The organism is Pseudomonas sp. NFACC04-2 (assembly GCF_900119265.1).
In the GTDB taxonomy this organism is placed as follows: Bacteria; Pseudomonadota; Gammaproteobacteria; order Pseudomonadales; family Pseudomonadaceae; genus Aquipseudomonas; species Aquipseudomonas fluorescens_AA.
Genome location: NZ_FPJC01000004.1, coordinates 220087 through 239074, shown reverse-complemented (window position 1 = coordinate 239074; position 18988 = coordinate 220087). Strand labels below are relative to the sequence as shown.

Genomic DNA, 18988 nt, shown 5'->3' with positions numbered 1-18988 from the left:
CGTTTTTTTCAGGCCGGGCATGATAACGCAATGTGGGTTTCCTTCAGCAGATCTGGATCAACGAGCCTTGAGCTTCTGATCGATGGCATCCATCAGCATGCCGCCGATGTCGGTGCCGAAGGCGTTATCGATCTCGCGGATGCAGGTCGGGCTGGTGACGTTGATTTCCGTCAGGTGCTCGCCGATCACATCCAGGCCCACGAACAACAGGCCTTTTTCCCGCAGGGTCGGGCCGACCTGGGCAGCGATCCAGCGGTCCTTCTCGGTCAACGGACGGGCTTCGCCACGACCGCCGGCCGCCAGGTTGCCACGGGTTTCACCGGCCGCCGGGATACGCGCCAGGCAATAATCCACCGGTTCGCCGTCGATCATCAGGATGCGCTTGTCGCCGTCGACGATGGCCGGCAGGTAGCCCTGGATCATGATCTGCTGTTGGCCGTGCAAGGTCAGGGTTTCCAGGATCACCGACAGGTTCGGGTGGCCGGCGGTGTGGCGGAAGATCGAGGAGCCGCCCATGCCGTCCAGGGGCTTGAGGATCACGTCGCCGTGATGGTCGGCAAATTCGCGCAACACGTCCGGACGACGGCTGACGATGGTCGGCGGCGTGCACTGTGGGAACAGCGTGGCGAACAGCTTTTCGTTGCAGTCGCGCAGGCTCTGGGGCTTGTTGACCACCAGCACGCCGGCGCTTTCCGCTTGTTCCAGCAGGTAGGTGGAGTACACGAACTCCATGTCGAACGGCGGATCCTTGCGCATCAGGATCACGTCCAGGTCGCTGAGCAGCGCATCGCGTTCGTCGCCCAGCTCGAACCACTTCTCAGGGTTGGCGAAGACGTTCAGCGGCTTCATCCGCGCCCGCGCCTGGCCTTCGGCCTGGTAGAGGTCGCGCTGCTCCATGTAGAACAGCTCCCAGCCGCGCTTCTGAGCGGCCAGCAGCATGGCCAGCGAGCTATCCTTTTTATAGGAAATGCTGGCGATAGGGTCCATGACAATGCCGACGCGTACGCTCATGGCTTGGTTCCTCGAAATGTGATGGGCACATAATGGCGTGAAAAAGTGGCGTCAGAGTGGCGCCCGGAAGATTGGCGGTCAAGGAAAAACCACCGCGCCGAGCGGCCGATAGATCGGCGATGGAGACTGTGCTAAAAAGGCTGCCATGTGACGTGCGGGCCTTGAACATCAAGGGTTTGCGCTGTCGATCACACTTACGCGTTAAAAACCGGTTCGCAGTGGCAATGGCAGAGCATCTCACGCATCGGCAACCCAGCGCCTTGAAGGTCATGGTCATCGACGACTCGAAGACCATCCGCCGCACGGCCGAAACCTTGCTGCGCAACGTAGGCTGCGAGGTGATCACGGCTATCGACGGTTTCGATGCCCTGGCCAAGATCGCCGACCATCATCCGGGCATCATCTTCGTCGACATCATGATGCCGCGCCTCGATGGCTACCAGACCTGTGCCCTGATCAAGAACAACAGCGCGTTCAAGGCCACGCCGGTGATCATGCTGTCGTCCCGGGATGGGTTGTTCGACAAGGCCAAGGGGCGCATCGTCGGTTCCGATCAGTTTTTGACCAAGCCGTTCAGCCAGGAAGAACTGCTGGGGGCGATACAGGCCCATGTCCCGGGCTTTGCCGCTGTCCAGCCGCATCAGGCACATTAATGACACTCGGCCAACGGGCCTGGGGGTCAACAAGAAAATGGGGAACACCATGGCACGAGTTCTGATCGTCGATGATTCGCCGACTGAAATGTACAAACTGACCGGCATGCTGGAAAAGCACGGCCATCAGGTCCTTAAGGCTGAGAATGGCGCCGATGGCGTGGCGCTGGCCCGCCAGGAAAAACCCGATGCGGTGCTGATGGACATCGTCATGCCCGGCCTCAATGGTTTCCAGGCCACGCGCCAGTTGACCAAGGACCCGGACACCGGCCATATCCCGGTGATCATCATCACCACCAAGGATCAGGACACCGACAAGGTCTGGGGTACGCGCCAGGGGGCGAAGGATTACCTGACCAAGCCGGTGGATGAAGAAACCCTGATCGCGACCCTGAACAAAGTACTGGCGGGTTGACTGCGCGGCCATGAGCCAATCCCTGACGGCCTTCGAACTGCTGCTGCAGATCGACCGGCGTTGCCGGCTGCTGGGGGCGGACCTGCCCTCCCAGCCCGCCCACCGTGCCGGCTGGAGCGGCATCGGCTTTCGCCTGGGCGAGCACTGGTACGTGGCGCCGATGGGCGAAGTCAGCGAAGTGCTGCACGAGCCACGTCACACGCATTTGCCCGGGGTCAAGCCGTGGGTGCGTGGCGTGGCTAACCTGCGTGGGCGATTGTTGCCGTTGATGGATTTGTGCGGGTTCTTCGGCCATGAGCTGTCCGCCGTGCGCAAGCAGCGGCGGGTGCTGGTGGTGGACCACGACGAGGTGTTCGCCGGGTTGCTGGTGGACGAGGTCCTCGGGCTGCAGCACTTTGCCCAGGACAGCCCGGAACCGATGCTGGTGGACGACCACGACGGCCCGGAAGCGGCCTTCGTCAAGGGCCGGTTCGGCGGCGAGCGTGAGTGGCAAGTGTTCAGCCCGTTTGCCCTGGCGCGGTCGCCGGGGTTCATGGATGTGGCGATTTGACGAGATGCGGCGCAGGCCCCTTGTGGGAGCGAGCTTGCTCGCGATTGCGGTGGGTCAGCTAGAGCAATGCTGACTGATCCAAGGCTATTGCGAGCAAGCTCGCTCCCACATGGGGACCACAGTGAGAGAGTTGGACTGGGCAGCACAGGCGAAAAATCGATGATCAAAGCAAAAACAGGCAAGCCACTGGAAGCGTCGCGCAGTCGTTCGCAGATCATCGTGCTGTTCGTCGCGCTGATTGTTTTCATCATGTTGCTGTTCGCCAACTTCGCTTACCTCAACACCCAATCCACCTACGATAAACAGTACATCGGCCATGCCGGTGAGCTGCGGGTGCTGTCCCAGCGCATCGCCAAGAACGCCACCGAGGCCGCCGCCGGCAAGCCTGCGGCGTTCAAGCTGCTGAGCGATGCGCGCAATGACTTCGCCCAGCGCTGGGGCTACCTGAAACAGGGCGATCCGGTGACTGGCCTGCCGCCTGCGCCCGCCACCCTGCGCCCGCAGATGCGCGCCGTGCAACTGGATTGGGAGCGCCTGCTCAAAAACACCGATGCCATCCTCTCCAGCGAACAGACCGTGTTGTCGCTGCACCAGGTGGCGGCCACCCTGGCTGAAACCGTGCCGCAATTGCAGGTCGAGTACGAAAAAGTCGTCGAGATCCTGCTGCAACGTGGCGCGCCGGCCACCCAAGTGGCCATGGCCCAGCGCCAGTCCCTGCTGGCCGAGCGGATTCTCGGCGCGGTGAATACCGTGCTGGCGGGAGACGAAAACGCCAGCCAGGCCGCCGATACCTTCGGTCGCGACGCGGCGCGTTTTGGCCAGGTGCTCAATGGCATGCTGCAAGGTGACGCCGCCCTGAAAATCTCCCAGGTCCAGGACCGTGATGCCCGGGCGCGGCTGAGCGAAATCAGCGAGCTGTTCGAGTTCGTCTCCGGCTCGGTGGATGAAATTCTCGAAACCTCGCCGGAGCTGTTCAAGGTCCGCGAATCGGCCGGCAATATCTTCAACTTGTCGCAGACCTTGCTCGACGAGGCTTCGCACCTGGCCACGGCCTTCGAAAACCTGGCCGGCGGGCGTTCCGTCAACACCATCGGCGGCTATGTGCTGGGCCTGCTGGCGCTGATGTCGATCATCCTGATCGGGCTGGTGATGGTCCGCGAGACCAACCGTCAGTTGCACGAAACCGCGGAAAAGAACGAGCGCAACCAGAACGCGATCATGCGGCTGCTGGATGAAATCGAGGATCTGGCTGACGGCGACCTGACCGTCACGGCCTCGGTCACCGAGGATTTCACCGGCACCATCGCCGATTCCATCAACTACTCGGTGGACCAACTGCGCGATCTGGTGGCGACCATCAACCTCACCGCCGGCCAGGTCGCCGCCGCCGTGCAGGAAACCCAGGCCACGGCGATGCACCTGGCCCAGGCGTCCGAGCACCAGGCCCAGCAAATTTCCGAAGCTTCGACTTCAATTAATGAAATGGCCCAGTCCATCGACCAGGTGTCGGCCAATGCCGCCGAATCGTCGGCGGTGGCCGAGCGTTCGGTGGAAATTGCCAACAAGGGTAACGAGGTGGTGCACAACACCATCCATGGCATGGATAACATTCGCGAACAGATCCAGGACACTGCCAAGCGCATCAAGCGCCTGGGCGAGTCATCCCAGGAAATTGGCGACATTGTTAGCCTGATCGACGACATCGCCGACCAGACCAACATCCTGGCCCTCAACGCCGCCATCCAGGCGTCTATGGCCGGCGATGCCGGGCGCGGGTTCGCGGTGGTGGCCGATGAAGTGCAACGCCTGGCCGAGCGTTCGTCGGCGGCGACCCGGCAGATCGAAACCCTGGTGCGGGCGATCCAGGCCGACACCAACGAAGCGGTGATTTCCATGGAGCAGACCACCACCGAAGTGGTGCGCGGTGCGCGACTGGCACAGGACGCCGGCGTCGCCCTGGAAGAGATCGAGGGTGTGTCCAAGACCCTGGCGGCGCTGATCCAGAGCATCTCCAACGCGGCGCAGCAACAGACCACCTCGGCGGGGCAGATTTCCTTGACCATGAACGTGATCCAGCAAATCACCACGCAGACTTCGTCGGGCTCCACCGCCACCGCCGAAAGCATCGGCAACCTGGCGAAGATGGCCAGCCAGCTGCGCCGTTCGGTGTCGGGGTTTACCTTGCCGGCCGCGCCTGTGGCGGATGAGGGCAAGGAGTGATAGGCCTGTTTGAAGGAGAATGGACCTGTGGCAAAGAAGCTTTTGTGGCGAGGGAGCTTGCTCCCGCTTGAGCGCGCAGCGCTCACAGCATTTCAAGGGCGGCTACGCCCCCCAGCGGGAGCAAGCTCCCTCGCCACGGGCTCTCGTCCGTAGCGTAGGCATACGATGGTTGATTTGGAGTGGTTATGGGTGATCGGCACGACTACGTGGCCCTGGAATGGGTCAAGGGCGAGATTGCCGAAACGTTGAAGCAGGCTCATCTGGCCCTCAACCGCCTGGTGGACGATCCCCAGGCGGCGGACGCCCTCGGGCAATGCCTGGCCTGCATTCACCAAGTCCATGGCGGCCTGCAGATGGTCGAGTTCTACGGTGCGGCGTTGCTGGCCGAGGAGATGGAGCAGCTGTGCGCCGCCCTGCAGGACAACCGCGTCACCCATCGCGATGAAGCCATCAGCCTATTGAGCCAGGCCCTGGGGCAGTTGCCGATTTACCTGGACCGCATACAAGGCGCCCGCCGCGATCTGCCGCTAGTGGTACTGCCCCTGATCAACGACCTGCGCAGTGCCCGGGGCGAGAGCCTGTTGTCGGAAACCAGCCTGTTCAGTCCTGAGTTGCCCGATATTGCGCCGCTCAGCGACGAGGCTTTGCGGCGCCTCGAACCCGCTGACCTGCCAAACACCTTGCGCAAATGGCGCCAGACCCTGCAAATGGCCCTGGTGGGCCTGCTGCGCGAACAGGATGACGCGACCCATCTCGGTTACCTGGCCAAGGTTTTCCTGCGCCTGGAAACGCTGTGTGCCGGGGCGCCGCTCAATGCCTTATGGCAGGTGGCCTCAGCGCTGGTCGAAGGCATGCGTGACGGATGCATCGCCAACAGCCCGGCGCTGCGCAGCCTGTTCAAGGAAGCCGACAAGGAACTCAAGCGCCTGCTGGACCAAGGCATGCCCGGCATCAATCAGCCGGCACCGCCCCACCTGCTCAAGAGCTTGTTGTTCTATATTGCCAAGGCCGAACATCCCAGCGGGCAGATGCAGATCATGAAAGAACGCTACTCACTGGACGACGCGCTGCCCGACAGCGCCATGGTCGACGAAGAACGCGCGCGCCTGGCCGGGCCCGACCGCGATGCCATGCGCTCGGTGCTCGCCGCGCTGTGCGAGGAGTTGGTACGGGTCAAGGAGCGCCTGGACCTGTTCGTGCGCAGCGATCGCCAGCACGCCTCGGAACTGGACAGCCTGCTGGCTCCCCTGAGGCAGATCGCCGATACCCTGGCGGTGCTCGGTTTCGGCCAGCCGCGCAAGGTCATCATCGATCAGTTGGCGGTGGTCCTGAGTCTCGCCCAGGGCCAGCGCGAGCCGGATGACGCGACCCTCATGGACGTTGCCGGGGCCTTGCTCTATGTCGAGGCGACCTTGGCCGGCATGGTCGGCACCGTCGAGCCCGAGAGCCGCGAAGACACGCACCTGCCCACCACCGACCTGACCCAGATCCACCAGATCGTCATCAAGGAAACCCACACCTGCCTGCAACAGGCCAAGGATATGATCGTCGACTACATCGACGCGGACTGGAACAGCGAGCAACTGCAACCGTTACCGGCGTTGCTGACCCAGGTGCGCGGTGCGCTGGCGATGATCCCCCTGAGCCGTGCCGCCAGCCTGGTGGAGGCCTGCAACGCTTTCATCCGTGACCATCTGTTGCTGGAGCAGGCTCAGCCGGGTTGGGAAGAACTCGACCATTTGGCCGACGTGATCACCGGTCTCGAATATTACCTGGAGCGCTTGAGCGAGGATCCGGAAACCCCAGGCGAGCCCTTGCTCGATGGGGTCGAGCGCAGCCTGGCCGCGCTCGGTTATTACCCTGACGAAGCGCGGGTCCCGGTGCTTGACGATGTGTTGAGTCCCAACGAAGCCCAGGTCATGCAGGACTTGCAGGAACTGGATGACCCGCAGACGGTGCAGTCCTTGGCACAGGTGCTGGCCAGCCCGCTCTCGGCGGTCAATCCGCCGGCCAGGAGCACCCCGGGCAGCCTGTTGCCCCCACCACCGGACGAGAGCCCGGTGGACGACGAGTTGCGCGAGGTCTTCCTCGAGGAAACCGCCGAGGTGCTCGACGTTCTGCGCGAATACTTGCCGCGCTGGAGTGCGCATCCCGACGACCACGGCGCCCTGAGGGAACTGCGCCGGGCCTTCCACACCCTCAAGGGCAGTGGTCGGATGGTGCGGGCGCTGGTGCTGGGTGAACTGGCCTGGGCCGTGGAAAACCTGCTCAACCGGGTACTGGAGCGCAGCGTCGAGCCGCAGGCGTCGGTCCGTCAGTTGGTCGAAGACACGGTGCAGTTGTTGCCGGCCCTGGTGGCCGAATTCGCGGCCAATCGGCAGCGCCAGCGCGATGATGTCGACCGCCTGGCCGCCCGCGCCCATGCCCTGGCCAAGGGCGGCGATGAAGACGATGAAGACGACGAGCAGGACGTGGCCGCTCTCGATCCGCTGCTGTTGAAGATCTTCGACAACGAAGCCCAGGGCCACCTCGCCAGCCTCAACCGTTTTCTCGACCAGGCGGCCGACCACCTGCCATTGCAGGCCAGCGATGAATTGCAGCGGGCTCTGCATACCCTCAAGGGCAGCGCCTCGATGGCCGGCGTGCTACCTATCGCCGAGCTGGCCGGTGCGATGGATGAGCTGGCCCGGGAGTACCGGGCGCACCTGATTGCCCTCGACCTGGATGAGGTGGAGTTGCTGCTGGAGGCCGAAGGGCTGCTGCGCCGCGGCCTGCGCCAGTTGCACAGCGAGCCGCTGGCGCCGATCCCCGACGCCGAGGATCTGATCCAGCGCGCCCAGGCCCTGCTGGCCGAGCGTCTGCACGCCGCCAACAGTGCGCCGGACAAAGCAATACGGACCAAGCGCGATCCACAGCTGATCAACAACTTCCTTGCCCAGGGCATGGACATCCTGCTGGACGCCGAAAGCCTCTTGCAGCGCTGGCAGCAGCACCCCGGCGAAGGCCAGGAACTGAGTGCGCTGCTGGATGAGCTGACGACCCTCGGCGAAGGCGCGCACCTGGCCGACCTGCACCCGGTGGACGAACTCTGCGAAGCCTTGCTGGACCTCTACGGCGCGGTGGAAGAAAGCAGCCTGGCGGTCAGCGATGAATTTTTCCAGCAGGCGCAGCTCGCCCATGAGGCGCTGATCGACATGCTCGATGAGCTGGCGGCCGGGCAGCACGTGCGTCCGCAGCCAGAGCGAGTGGCGGCCCTGCGTCGCCTGCTCCAGGAGAGCCTCGACCCGTCGGCCACCGGCCTGATCCGCAGCGACGGCAGCCGCACGCTGAGTATCCGCGAACTGGGCCACGCGACGGCGGAAATGGAACGCGACGTGCCCGCCAAGACCTCGGTGGACGATGACCTTGCGTCGATTTTCCTCGAAGAGGCCCAGGACATCCTCGAAAGTGCCGCCCAGGCCTTGCAGCGCTGGTTGGCAGATCCGGACAACGGTGCGCCGCTGTCCTCGCTGCAACGCGACTTGCACACCCTCAAGGGTGGCGCGCGGATGGCCGGCATCCGGCCGGTGAGCGACCTGGCCCAGGAGCTGGAAAACCTTTACGAGGGTCTGGTGGACCGGCGCTACAGCTACAGCGAGGAACTGGCGCACCTGCTCGGCAGCAGCCACGAACGCCTCGACCTGTTGCTCGGGCAGTTGCAACAGGGCCAGCCGTTGGGCGATCCCGTTGCGCTGACCGACGCTATCCGAAGGTTCCGCCAGGACAAGCCGAACGCCATCGAGGCGAGCGCAGCGGCCCGGGCCGACGGTGCCGGCCATGATCCCGAACTGCTGGAAATCTTCCTTGAAGAAGGTTTCGACATTCTCGACAGCTCAGGCGCGGCGCTGCTGCGCTGGCAGGAAGAACCGTCGAATCGCCAGGCCGTGGAAACCCTGCTGCGGGATTTGCACACCCTCAAGGGCGGTGCGCGGATGGTGGAAATCGTCCCCATCGGCGACCTGGCCCATGAGCTGGAAAACCTCTACGAAGGCCTGTCGGCGGGCCTGCTCCAGCCGACTCCGGCATTGTTTGCCTTGCTGCAAAGCAGTCATGACCGACTGGCGCAGATGCTCGATGCGGTGCGCGCCGGCCATCCGTGCCCGCTGGCCGATCGGCTGATCGCGCAGATCCAGGCGGTGAATCATCCCCAGGCAAGTGCGGTGTCACAGGCTGCCCCGGCGCCGGAGCCCATCACGCCCTCCATCGCAAATCCGCCCGCGGCGCCCGCCAGACAAGACCCCAGTGCAGCGGGCGACGGTGCGGACATGGTCAAGGTCTCCGCCGAACTGCTCGACGATCTGGTGAACCTGGCGGGGGAAACGTCGATCTTCCGCGGACGCATCGAACAGCAGGTCAACGACGCAAGCGTGGCCCTGAGCGAAATGGAAACCACCATCGAGCGCATGCGCGACCAGTTGCGGCGCCTGGATACCGAAACCCAGGGGCGGATTCTCAGTCGTCAACAAGTGGAGGCCGAGCGCCTGGGCTACGAAGAGTTCGACCCGCTGGAGATGGATCGGCATTCCCAGTTGCAGCAGCTATCCCGGGCGTTGTTCGAGTCTGCCTCGGACTTGCTCGAACTCAAGGAAACCCTGGATCGCAGCAATCACGATGCCGAACTCCTGCTGCAACAGCAGGGGCGGATCAACACCGAGCTCCAGGAAGGCCTGATGCGCACGCGCATGGTGCCGTTCGAGCGCATGCTGCCGCGGCTCAAGCGCATCGTCCGGCAAGTGGCGCAGGAGCTGGGCAAGGACGTGGAGTTCGTGGTGGGCAATGCCGACGGCGAGATGGACCGTAACGTCCTGGAACGGATGGCCGCGCCCCTGGAGCACATGCTGCGCAACGCCGTCGACCACGGCCTGGAACCGGCCGACGTGCGCGTCGCCGCTGGCAAGCCGGCGCGAGGACGCATCAGCCTCGACCTGTCGCGGGAAGGTGGCGACATCATTTTCGACATCCGCGACGACGGTGCCGGCGTGCCGCTGGAGGCGGTGCGGAGCAAGGCGATCAAGCGGGGCCTGCTGGCGCCGGACAGTGATATCAGCGATCGCGACGTGCTGCAGTTCATCCTGCAACCGGGGTTTTCCACGGCGGAAAAAATCACCCAGATCTCCGGGCGTGGCGTGGGCATGGACGTGGTCCACGAAGAGGTACGGCAGTTGGGCGGCAGCATGACCATCGATTCCACGCCGGGGCAGGGCGTGCATTTCCGCATTCGCCTGCCGTTTACCGTGGCAGTGAACCGGGCATTGATGGTGCATTGTCACGAAGACCAGTACGCGATCCCGCTGAACGCCATCGAAAGCATTGTCCGGGTATTACCGGCCGAACTGGATGGCTATTACCAACTCGACCCGCCGACCTACACCTACGCCGGACAACGCTATGAACTGTGCTACCTGGGCGAGCTACTGAAAACCGGCCCCCGGCCGAAGCTGCTGGGCCAGAGCCAGCCGTTGCCGGTGCTGCTGGTGCAGTGCAACGAGCGGCACGTGGCCGTGCAGGTGGACGCTATCGCCGGGACGCGAGAGATCGTGGTCAAGAGCCTTGGCCCGCAATTCTCCGCGGTGCAGGGCCTGTCCGGGGCGACGATCCTGGGGGATGGCCGGGTGGTGTTGATTCTCGACCTGCTGGCGCCGATCCGCGCCTTGCCCCACCAGGTCCCGCGCCGTCAGGTGCCGGCGGAAGGCGAGGGCGAACCGCAACGGCCACTGCTGGTGCTGGTGGTGGACGACTCGGTGACGGTGCGCAAGGTCACCAGCCGCCTGCTGGAGCGCCATGGCATGCATGTCCTGACCGCCAAGGACGGCGTGGACGCCATGGCGCTGCTGTCCGAGCACGCGCCTGACCTGATGCTGCTGGACATCGAGATGCCGCGCATGGACGGCTTCGAAGTGGCCACGCAAGTGCGCAACGACCCACGCCTGGCGCACCTGCCGATCATCATGATCACCTCCCGCACCGGCCAGAAACACCGCGACCGGGCCATGGCCATCGGCGTCAACGACTACCTGGGCAAGCCGTACCAGGAATCGGTGCTGCTCGACAGCATCGCCTACTGGAGCAGAACCCATGCATGACCTGCATCACTCACGCGCCAGCCACCTCACCGGCCTGCTGCTGCCACTGGCCGACCGCCACCTGATCCTGCCCAACGTGGCGGTGGCCGAGTTGATCGACTACCAGAGCAGCGCCTTCGATATGGACACCCCGCCGTGGTTCCTGGGCTGGGTAAGCTGGCGCGAACGGCAGATTCCGCTACTGAGCTTCGAATCGGCCTGCGGCCAGAAAACCGTGATCGGCGAGCGAGCACGCATCGTCATCCTCAACGCCCTGGGTGGCCGAGCGGAGTTGCGCTTCATCGCATTGCTGGTGCAAGGGATCCCGCGGTCCTACAAGCTCGACAGTCAGTTGAGCTATGTCGACGTGCCGCTGTGCGGGTTGGAGCAGGCAGCGGTGCAGGTGGGAGAGCATGTGGCGAAAGTGCCGGACTTGCTGGCGTTGGAGGCGTTGGTGGTGGCGGCCGGGTTGGTTCAGCAGCACAAGTCCTGAAGCCTAAGCAGCGCCAATGTGGGAGCGAGCTTGCTCGCGATAGCGGAGTGTCAGCCGGCTCACTGTTGACTGATCCACCGCCATCGCGAGCAAGCTCGCTCCACAAAAGTCCAGGTGCTTACGTCCACTTTCAACTTGATAAGTCCCAAAAAGGGACCTATCGTTCCCTTTTTGGGACTTATAGCCTTCTCCATGAATCACCTCTCTTTAAGCGATGCCTTGTTTACGGCCACTCAACAACGGGTTCTGGGCCTGTTGTTCGGTAAACCGAATCAAAGTTTCTATGCCAATGAAATTGCTCGCTGGGCTCAAGTCGGCAAGGGCAGTCTCATGCGGGAACTGGAGCGTTTGCAAAACTCAGGGATTTTGCTGATGACTCGTCAGGGCAATCAAACCCATTACCAAGCCAATGCGCACTGCCCGATCTACGCCGAACTGTTGGGCATCGTTCAAAAAACCATGGGAATAGCCGAGCCGTTGCGCCAAGCCTTGGAGCCGTTTTCCAGGCAGTTGAGTTGGGCGTTCGTCTACGGTTCCATCGCCAAAGGCCAGGCGAACGCATCCAGTGACATAGATCTCATGCTGATCGGCGAAGGCCTGCACTACAGTGAAGTGATGGAGCGGCTTATGCCTCTGGAAGAGCAACTGGGCCGTCCTCTTAACCCTACGCTCTACACGCCCCAGGACTGGGCCGCAAAATTTGCGGCGGGTAACAGCTTCGTGGTTCGGGTAGCGCAGCAGGACAAGATCAACTTGCTGGGTGAAGACCCTTTGGAGTCCAAGGATGGGCAAGCAGGAAAGCCTGGAAAATCTGTTACGTAGCGGCAGCCTCAAAGCAGAACCGCCGGATCGCCAGGAATGTGAGGGCTTGATGCGTTCTGCAATGGACCGCCTGACAGATGCGCAAACAGTGTCTCTTTCGTTTGCCAGTCGATTCGACTTGGCGTACAACGCCGCCCATGCCGCCGCCCTTACGGCGTTACGTTTGAACGGCTATCGTTCGGACAAGCGTTATCTGGTCTTTCAGTGTCTGGTTCATACGGCGGATGTCACTAAAGTGCAGGTCCGGCTATTCGCCCTATGCCATGAGCGGCGCAACCTTGCCGAGTACGAGGGCTACATGGATGAAGATGACGCGCTTCTTACCCAACTGATTGAGAGTGCGGTAGAACTGCTCGAACGGGTCCGGCAATTGATAGGTATGAGTTGATCCCTGCTGGCCGCCACAAAATCCAAAGCCAAACGCAATACTTGTGAGCGAGCTTGCTCGCGATAGCGGCCTGTCAGCCAGCTCAATATTGACTGATCCACCGCCATCGCGAGCAAGCTCGGTCCCACAGGGGACTGGGTTCGTTTTTCTCACCATTACTCCAACCGTAACGATCCGCCGCTGAGCTTGATTGATGCACCTGCCACGACACTCCTAAGGTAACCCCCACGACAGCGAACCCGTGGAGTGGTCATGACAACAACAATATCCCCCGACTCGCGCTGGACGCGGCGGCGTAGCGAAAAGCAGCGGCGTCTCGAACTGGTGAAGGGGCTTGCCGATGGTGTGGTGTTGCCCACCGACAAGATCGTCGCGGCGCTGGAGGCGTTGATCCTGCCCGGCGACCGTGTGGTGCTGGAGGGCAATAACCAGAAGCAGGCGGATTTTCTCTCGCGCTCGCTGGCGAAAGTCGACCCTTCGAAGTTGCACGATTTGCACATGATCATGCCCAGCGTCGGTCGTTCCGAGCACTTGGATCTGTTCGAACGCGGCATCGCCCGCAAGCTGGATTTTTCCTTCGCCGGCACCCAGAGCCTGCGCATCAGCCAATTGCTGGAAGACGGCCTGCTGGAAATCGGTGCGATCCACACCTACATCGAACTCTACGCCCGGCTGGTGGTGGACCTGATTCCCAATGTGGTGCTCTCGGCCGGTTTCATGGCCGACCGCGCCGGCAATATCTACACCGGCCCCAGCACCGAAGACACGCCGGCGCTGATCGAGCCGGCGGCGTTCAGTGACGGCATCGTCATTGTCCAGGTCAACCAGTTGGTGGACGACGTCAACGACCTGCCTCGGGTGGATATCCCGGCGTCCTGGGTCGATTTCGTGGTGGTGGCCGACAAGCCGTTCTACATCGAACCGCTGTTCACCCGTGACCCGCGTCACATCAAGCCTGTACACGTGTTGATGGCGATGATGGCGATCCGTGGGATCTACGAAAAACACAACGTCCAGTCCCTCAACCACGGCATCGGTTTCAACACCGCCGCCATCGAATTGATCCTGCCGACCTACGGCGAATCCCTCGGCCTGAAGGGCAAGATCTGCCGTAACTGGACCCTCAACCCCCATCCAACCTTGATCCCGGCCATCGAAAGCGGCTGGGTCGAAAGCGTGCATTGCTTTGGCACCGAATTGGGCATGGAAAACTACATCGCCGCTCGCCCCGACGTGTTCTTCACCGGCCACGACGGTTCCCTGCGTTCCAATCGCATGGTTTGCCAACTGGCCGGGCAATACGCTGTGGACCTGTTCATCGGCGCCACCCTGCAAGTGGACGGCGACGGCCATTCCTCCACCGTGACCCGCGGCCGCTTGGCTGGGTTCGGCGGTGCGCCAAACATGGGTCACGACCCGCGCGGTCGCCGTCATGGCACGCCGGCCTGGCTCGACATGCGCCATGGCGATGGCGAGGCGCCGTTGCTCGAACGCGGCAAAAAGCTGGTGGTGCAGATGGTCGAGACGTTCCAGGAGGGCGGCAAACCGACCTTCGTCGAAACCCTCGATGCGGTGGACGTGGCGAAGAAAGCCGGCATGCCCCTGGCGCCGATCATGATTTACGGCGACGACGTCACCCACCTGCTGACCGAAGAGGGCATCGCCTACCTGTACAAGGCTCGTTCCCTGGAAGAACGCCAGGCGATGATCGCCGCCGTGGCCGGGGTCACCGCCATCGGTTTGCGCCATGATCCGAAAGACACCGCGCGCATGCGTCGCGAAGGGCTGATCGCCTTGCCCGAAGACCTCGGCATCCGTCGCACCGACGCCACCCGCGAGTTGCTCGCGGCCAAAAGCGTGGCCGACCTGGTGGAGTGGTCCGGTGGCCTCTACAACCCCCCCGCCAAGTTCAGGAGCTGGTGAATGCACGCCTTCAACCTGCAACCGAAAAAACTGTCCTTGGCCGAACGTCTGGCGGATATGGCGGTGGATGCGCTGATCGACGAAGCCGACCTGTCACCTAAACCAGCCTTGGTGGACCGTCGCGGCAATGGCGCCCACACTGACTTGCACCTGGGCCTGATGCATGCGTCGGCGCTGTCATTGTGGCCGGCGTTCAAGGAAATGGCCGAGGCCGCCCTTGAATGCGGCGAAATCGGCCTGCCGTTGCGCGAAGCCCTTGGGCGGATCGGCCGTGAGGGGGAAGCGGCGATGCTTGCCACCACGGACGGCGTGAACACCCACCGTGGCGCGATCTGGGCCTTGGGCCTGTTGGTCGCTGCAGCGGCGCTTGAACCTGAATCCAGTGTCGCCGGTGCCGTTACTTTGCGCGCCGCCCGCCTGGCCTTGCTCAACGACCGTTATGCGCCCCAACCCTTGAGCCACGGCGCCCAGGTCGCCCAGCGCTACGGCGTGCGCGGTGCCCGGGAAGAAGCGCAACTGGCGTTTCCGGCGGTGACCGGCCTGGGCCTGCCGCAACTCAAGCGCAGCCGCGCGGCGGGGGTGGGCGAGCAGAACGCCCGGCTCGATGCCTTGCTGGCGATCATGTCTCGCCTGGCCGATACCTGCGTGCTCTACCGTGCCGGCGAAGCGGGTTTACAGGCCATGCAACAAGGCGCCAGAGCGGTGCTTGATGCCGGTGGCAGTGCGAGTCTGGGCGGTCGTCGCCAATTGCACGCGCTGGACCAACAACTGATTGCCTTGAACGCCTCGCCTGGCGGCGCTGCCGACCTGCTCGCCGCTTGCCTGTTCCTCGATCGTATCGAGCGCGGCGATGGCCTCTTCCCTGGAGTGTGCTGATGGAAACCTTATCCTTTGAATTCCCCGCCGGGCAGCCGCCACGGGGCCGGGCGCTGGTGGGTTGCGTCGGCTCGGGCGACCTGGAAGTGCTGATTGAACCTGGCCTGGCGGGCAAGCTCACGATCCAGGTGCAGACCTCGGTCAATGGCAGCGAGCAACGCTGGCAACATCTGTTCGCCCGCATGTTCGACGGCCAGACGCCACCGGCCTTGTCTATCGACATCCACGATTTCGGCGCCACTCCCGGCGTGGTGCGTCTGCGCCTGGAACAAGGTTTCGAGGAGATCGGCCATGACTGACAGCGCAGCGTTGCTCAACAAACACAGCTTCGTCGAACTCGGCGCCCGGCAGCGGGCCAAGGCCTTGCTCGATGACGGCACTTTCCGTGAACTGCTCGACCCGTTCCAGCGGGTCATGTCGCCGTGGCTGTTGCGTCAGGGCGTGGTGCCGCAAAGCGACGACGGCGTGGTGATCGCCAAAGGCTCGCTCGATGGCCTGCCCGTGGTGATCGCCGCCATTGAAGGTGCGTTCCAGGGGGGCAGCCTCGGCGAAGTCGGCGGGGCGAAGATTGCCGGTGCATTGGAACTGGCCGCCGAAGACAACCGCAAAGGCATTCCGACCCGCGCCGTGCTGCTGTTGGAAACCGGTGGCGTGCGGTTGCAGGAGGCCAACCTGGGGCTTGCGGCGATTGCCGAGATTCATTCGGCGATTGTCGATTTGCGTCAGTACCAGCCGGTGGTTGGCGTGGTGGCCGGCAGCGTCGGTTGCTTTGGCGGCATGTCCATCGCCGCCGGGCTGTGCAGTTATCTGCTGGTGACCCGGGAAGCGCGGCTGGGCCTGAACGGTCCACAAGTGATCGAACAGGAAGCCGGCCTCGACGAATACGACTCCCGTGACCGGCCGTTCATCTGGAGCCTGACGGGTGGCGAGCAGCGTTTCGCCACGGGACTGGTGGATCGTTATGCGGCCGACGATGTGACGCAGATCCGCCAACAGGTCAGCCAATTGCTGCGCCTGGGTGTGCCCGTGCAACACCGTAGCGGCCAGGCTGAACTGTTCCTGCGGCGCTTGGCGCGCTTGGACACTGACGTGCAAATCGAACCGGCAGCGGTTCGCCAGCTGTATCAGGGAGAACGCCCATGAATTCGTATTCATTGAGAGGCTTGCGCTGGTTCGAAGCCTTGAGTGGCGATGCCAGCGCGGTACAAGGTTTGCCTGCTTCGTTGAAAGTCGCCGATGTCCGCCTGGGCGAGCAGACCGTGCGCCTACTGGCGGTGGTGGCCGATCCCGACCACCGTTTTCCACGGGCTCGCAACGGCGAAGTCGGCTTGCTGGAAGGCTGGGGCCTGGCCAAGGCGGTGGATGACGCCATCGCCGCCGACCGCGATGCCACCCACAAGCGTGCGTTGATCGCGATTGTCGATGTACCGAGCCAGGCCTATGGCCGGCGCGAAGAAGCCCTGGGCATTCATCAGGCCTTGGCCGGTGCGGCGGACAGCTATGCCCGTGCGCGGCTGGCCGGACATCCGGTGATTGGCTTGCTGGTGGGCAAGGCGATGTCGGGGGCGTTCCTGGCCCACGGCTACCAGGCCAATCGGCTGATCGCCCTGCGCGACCCGGGCGTGATGGTCCACGCCATGGGCAAAGCCTCGGCGGCGCGGGTGACCTTGCGCAGTGTGGAAGAGCTTGAAGCCCTGGCCGCCAGCGTGCCGCCGATGGCTTACGACATCGACAGTTTTGCCAGCCTGGGGTTGTTGTGGGAAACCTTGTCGGTGGAGCAGATCGAACAACCGACGGCGGCTGATCTGGCCCGGGTCACCGATTGCCTGCAACAAGCGATCAACGATGTTGCCGGTGCACCTCGAGACCTGAGCGGCCGCCTCGGTGCGGCCCATCGGGCAGCCTCCAGCACCGTTCGCCAATTGTTGAGCGCGCAGTGGTGAGCGGGTTCCTGGCTCATGATCTGCTCTGGGGAATGACGCCGGAGCACTTGCCGGCGGATGCGCCAGGCTGGGCTGTCGAGAGCCTCGGCCTCGGCCAACCGGTGGTGGTGCGCCGGGCGCTGACCTTGCCCGGGGATGTCGCGGTGGGCGTGCGCGGTCGCGCCAGGGAGCAGCGTTATGCCACGTCGATGCCGGTGGCGGCGATCCAGCGCCGGGTGCGCCCGGAGGACCTGTGCCAGGTCGAGTCGCCACGCGCTCTGCCGGCCCTGCACGCGCTGGCCCGGCTGCGCCCGCTGCTCGATGGCAGTGGCTGGACCTGGGGCGTCAGCGGCAGCGCCGGGTTCGAGCTCGCCAGCGGTTTCGAGGCCGTGCATGAACGCAGTGACCTGGATTTGATCCTGCGCACACCGCACTGTCTGGATCGTCTCCAGGCCAGGGATTTGCTGGCGCTACTGGATGCTTCGGTATGCGCCGTGGACATGCAGTTGCAAACGCCTTGCGGCGCCGTGGCCCTGCGGGAATGGGCGGGTTCGTCGCCTCGGGTCTTGCTCAAGGATGACGTCCAGGCCCGGCTGGTGAGCGACCCTTGGCAACCTTGCGTGGAGCAGGTCGCGTGAGCAGCCTCTTCGTTTTTCCCGGCCAGGGTGCGCAGCGCGTGGGCATGCTCCATGGGCTGGCGCCGCTGGTCCTGGACGAGGCGGGGGATGTGCTCGGTGAAGACGTCTTGCGACTGGACAGTGCCGAGGCGTTGCAATCGACCCGTGCCGTGCAGCTGTGCCTGCTGATCGCCGGCGTGGCGGCGGCCCGCCGATTGCTGGAACAAGCTCCGGCGCCGGATTATGTGGCAGGGTTGTCCATCGGTGCGTATCCGGCGGCGGTCGTTGCCGGGGCGCTGGGCTTCGAGGATGCGCTGCGGCTGGTCAGCCTGCGCGGTGAACTGATGCAGCAGGCGTATCCGCACGGCTACGGCATGAGCGCGATCATCGGCCTGGATCTGGCGGCAGTGGAAGCCTTGCTGGAGCAGGTGCACGGTGAAACAACGCCGGTCTACCTGGCCAATATCAACGCCGATAACCAAGTGGTCATTTCCGGCAGCGACGAAGCCATGGGCCTGGTCGCCGAAAAGGCTCGGCGCCAAGGCGCTGGCAAGGCCTGTCGGTTGGCGGTGAGCGTGCCGTCCCATTGCCCGTTGCTGGAGGCTCCGGCGCGGACATTGGCCCAGGCGTTTGCCGGGGTGCCGTTGAAAGTACCCACACTGGGCTACCTCAGCGGCAGCCGCGCCCGGCCGGTGATCGGCACTGAGGCCCTGCGCGACGACCTGGCCTTCAACATGTGCCGCGTCGTCGATTGGCGTGGCACCGTGCAAAGCGCCTACGAGCGTGGCGTGCGGCTACAGATCGAACTGCCACCCGGTGCGGTACTCACCGGGCTGGCGCGCCGTGTGTTCGAGCAGGGCACCGTCATTGCCTTCGACGGTGCCCGGCTCGATACCTTGCAGGCGCTGTTGTGTGAGGAGGGAAACCGCCAACCCTAGACACCGACTCAAGCTGGCGAAGCACAAAAACAACAACTTCGACGATGCACTTTGAGGAC

Annotated in this window: 16 protein-coding genes; 15 read left to right on the top strand and 1 reads right to left on the bottom strand. The window is 63.7% G+C overall.

The features are described 5' to 3' along the window. Positions 1 to 57 precede the first annotated feature (57 nt). Positions 58 to 1011, bottom strand: coding sequence for a glutathione synthase (gene gshB, locus BT125_RS07610; protein ID WP_072405901.1), 954 nt, complete (start codon positions 1009 to 1011; stop codon positions 58 to 60). A gap of 224 nt (positions 1012 to 1235) precedes the next feature. Between gshB and BT125_RS07605 the strand changes: the two genes are divergently transcribed. From BT125_RS07605 to mdcH, 15 genes are all read left to right on the top strand, one after another. Further along, positions 1236 to 1664 (top strand): response regulator, encoded by a 429-nt coding sequence (locus tag BT125_RS07605; RefSeq protein ID WP_072405900.1) that lies wholly within the window; start codon positions 1236 to 1238, stop codon positions 1662 to 1664. 49 nt (positions 1665 to 1713) lie between these two features. Next, complete coding sequence (gene pilH, locus BT125_RS07600; RefSeq protein ID WP_003206465.1) at positions 1714 to 2079, top strand: twitching motility response regulator PilH; 366 nt, start codon at positions 1714 to 1716, stop codon at positions 2077 to 2079. 10 nt (positions 2080 to 2089) lie between these two features. Then, the gene (locus BT125_RS07595; protein WP_072405899.1) at positions 2090 to 2629 is read left to right on the top strand and encodes a chemotaxis protein CheW; all 540 of its coding nucleotides are present in this window, start codon (positions 2090 to 2092) and stop codon (positions 2627 to 2629) included. A gap of 159 nt (positions 2630 to 2788) precedes the next feature. Further along, complete coding sequence (locus tag BT125_RS07590) at positions 2789 to 4849, top strand: methyl-accepting chemotaxis protein (RefSeq protein ID WP_072405898.1); 2061 nt, start codon at positions 2789 to 2791, stop codon at positions 4847 to 4849. Between the two features lie 185 nt (positions 4850 to 5034). Next, the gene (locus tag BT125_RS07585; RefSeq protein ID WP_072405897.1) at positions 5035 to 10971 is read left to right on the top strand and encodes an Hpt domain-containing protein; all 5937 of its coding nucleotides are present in this window, start codon (positions 5035 to 5037) and stop codon (positions 10969 to 10971) included. Then, the gene (locus tag BT125_RS07580; protein ID WP_072405896.1) at positions 10964 to 11443 is read left to right on the top strand and encodes a chemotaxis protein CheW; all 480 of its coding nucleotides are present in this window, start codon (positions 10964 to 10966) and stop codon (positions 11441 to 11443) included. Before BT125_RS07585 ends, BT125_RS07580 begins: the two co-directional genes overlap by 8 nt. A 192-nt stretch (positions 11444 to 11635) precedes the next feature. Further along, positions 11636 to 12265 (top strand): nucleotidyltransferase domain-containing protein, encoded by a 630-nt coding sequence (locus tag BT125_RS07575; protein WP_072405895.1) that lies wholly within the window; start codon positions 11636 to 11638, stop codon positions 12263 to 12265. After that, on the top strand, positions 12228 to 12653 hold the full coding sequence (locus tag BT125_RS07570; RefSeq protein WP_072405894.1) for a hypothetical protein: 426 nt from the start codon (positions 12228 to 12230) through the stop codon (positions 12651 to 12653). The genes BT125_RS07575 and BT125_RS07570 overlap by 38 nt, the downstream gene beginning before the upstream one ends. A gap of 252 nt (positions 12654 to 12905) precedes the next feature. Further along, positions 12906 to 14576 (top strand): malonate decarboxylase subunit alpha, encoded by a 1671-nt coding sequence (mdcA, locus tag BT125_RS07565; RefSeq protein WP_072405893.1) that lies wholly within the window; start codon positions 12906 to 12908, stop codon positions 14574 to 14576. Further along, positions 14577 to 15452, top strand: coding sequence for a triphosphoribosyl-dephospho-CoA synthase (locus tag BT125_RS07560; RefSeq protein ID WP_072405892.1), 876 nt, complete (start codon positions 14577 to 14579; stop codon positions 15450 to 15452). Then, a complete protein-coding gene (locus BT125_RS07555; protein ID WP_003206454.1) occupies positions 15452 to 15751 on the top strand; it encodes a malonate decarboxylase subunit delta in 300 nt (99 codons plus the stop codon). The genes BT125_RS07560 and BT125_RS07555 overlap by 1 nt, the downstream gene beginning before the upstream one ends. Then, positions 15744 to 16595, top strand: a complete 852-nt coding sequence (locus tag BT125_RS07550; RefSeq protein ID WP_072405891.1) for a biotin-independent malonate decarboxylase subunit beta — start codon at positions 15744 to 15746, stop codon at positions 16593 to 16595. Before BT125_RS07555 ends, BT125_RS07550 begins: the two co-directional genes overlap by 8 nt. After that, on the top strand, positions 16592 to 17395 hold the full coding sequence (mdcE, locus tag BT125_RS07545; RefSeq protein WP_072405890.1) for a biotin-independent malonate decarboxylase subunit gamma: 804 nt from the start codon (positions 16592 to 16594) through the stop codon (positions 17393 to 17395). The genes BT125_RS07550 and mdcE overlap by 4 nt, the downstream gene beginning before the upstream one ends. Beyond that, positions 17389 to 18012 carry a malonate decarboxylase holo-ACP synthase gene (locus BT125_RS07540; RefSeq protein ID WP_072405889.1) on the top strand — a complete coding sequence of 208 codons (624 nt, stop codon included), beginning with the start codon at positions 17389 to 17391 and terminating at the stop codon, positions 18010 to 18012. The genes mdcE and BT125_RS07540 overlap by 7 nt, the downstream gene beginning before the upstream one ends. Further along, positions 18009 to 18929, top strand: a complete 921-nt coding sequence (gene mdcH / locus BT125_RS07535; RefSeq protein WP_072405888.1) for a malonate decarboxylase subunit epsilon — start codon at positions 18009 to 18011, stop codon at positions 18927 to 18929. Before BT125_RS07540 ends, mdcH begins: the two co-directional genes overlap by 4 nt. Positions 18930 to 18988 lie beyond the last annotated feature (59 nt).

Coding starts and splice junctions, on each gene's coding strand:
- gshB (WP_072405901.1), bottom strand. CDS start 1,011: ATGAGCGTACGCGTCGGCATTGTCATGGACCCTATCGCCAGCATTTCC.
- BT125_RS07605 (WP_072405900.1), top strand. CDS start 1,236: ATGGCAGAGCATCTCACGCATCGGCAACCCAGCGCCTTGAAGGTCATG.
- pilH (WP_003206465.1), top strand. CDS start 1,714: ATGGCACGAGTTCTGATCGTCGATGATTCGCCGACTGAAATGTACAAA.
- BT125_RS07595 (WP_072405899.1), top strand. CDS start 2,090: ATGAGCCAATCCCTGACGGCCTTCGAACTGCTGCTGCAGATCGACCGG.
- BT125_RS07590 (WP_072405898.1), top strand. CDS start 2,789: ATGATCAAAGCAAAAACAGGCAAGCCACTGGAAGCGTCGCGCAGTCGT.
- BT125_RS07585 (WP_072405897.1), top strand. CDS start 5,035: ATGGGTGATCGGCACGACTACGTGGCCCTGGAATGGGTCAAGGGCGAG.
- BT125_RS07580 (WP_072405896.1), top strand. CDS start 10,964: ATGCATGACCTGCATCACTCACGCGCCAGCCACCTCACCGGCCTGCTG.
- BT125_RS07575 (WP_072405895.1), top strand. CDS start 11,636: ATGAATCACCTCTCTTTAAGCGATGCCTTGTTTACGGCCACTCAACAA.
- BT125_RS07570 (WP_072405894.1), top strand. CDS start 12,228: ATGGGCAAGCAGGAAAGCCTGGAAAATCTGTTACGTAGCGGCAGCCTC.
- mdcA (WP_072405893.1), top strand. CDS start 12,906: ATGACAACAACAATATCCCCCGACTCGCGCTGGACGCGGCGGCGTAGC.
- BT125_RS07560 (WP_072405892.1), top strand. CDS start 14,577: ATGCACGCCTTCAACCTGCAACCGAAAAAACTGTCCTTGGCCGAACGT.
- BT125_RS07555 (WP_003206454.1), top strand. CDS start 15,452: ATGGAAACCTTATCCTTTGAATTCCCCGCCGGGCAGCCGCCACGGGGC.
- BT125_RS07550 (WP_072405891.1), top strand. CDS start 15,744: ATGACTGACAGCGCAGCGTTGCTCAACAAACACAGCTTCGTCGAACTC.
- mdcE (WP_072405890.1), top strand. CDS start 16,592: ATGAATTCGTATTCATTGAGAGGCTTGCGCTGGTTCGAAGCCTTGAGT.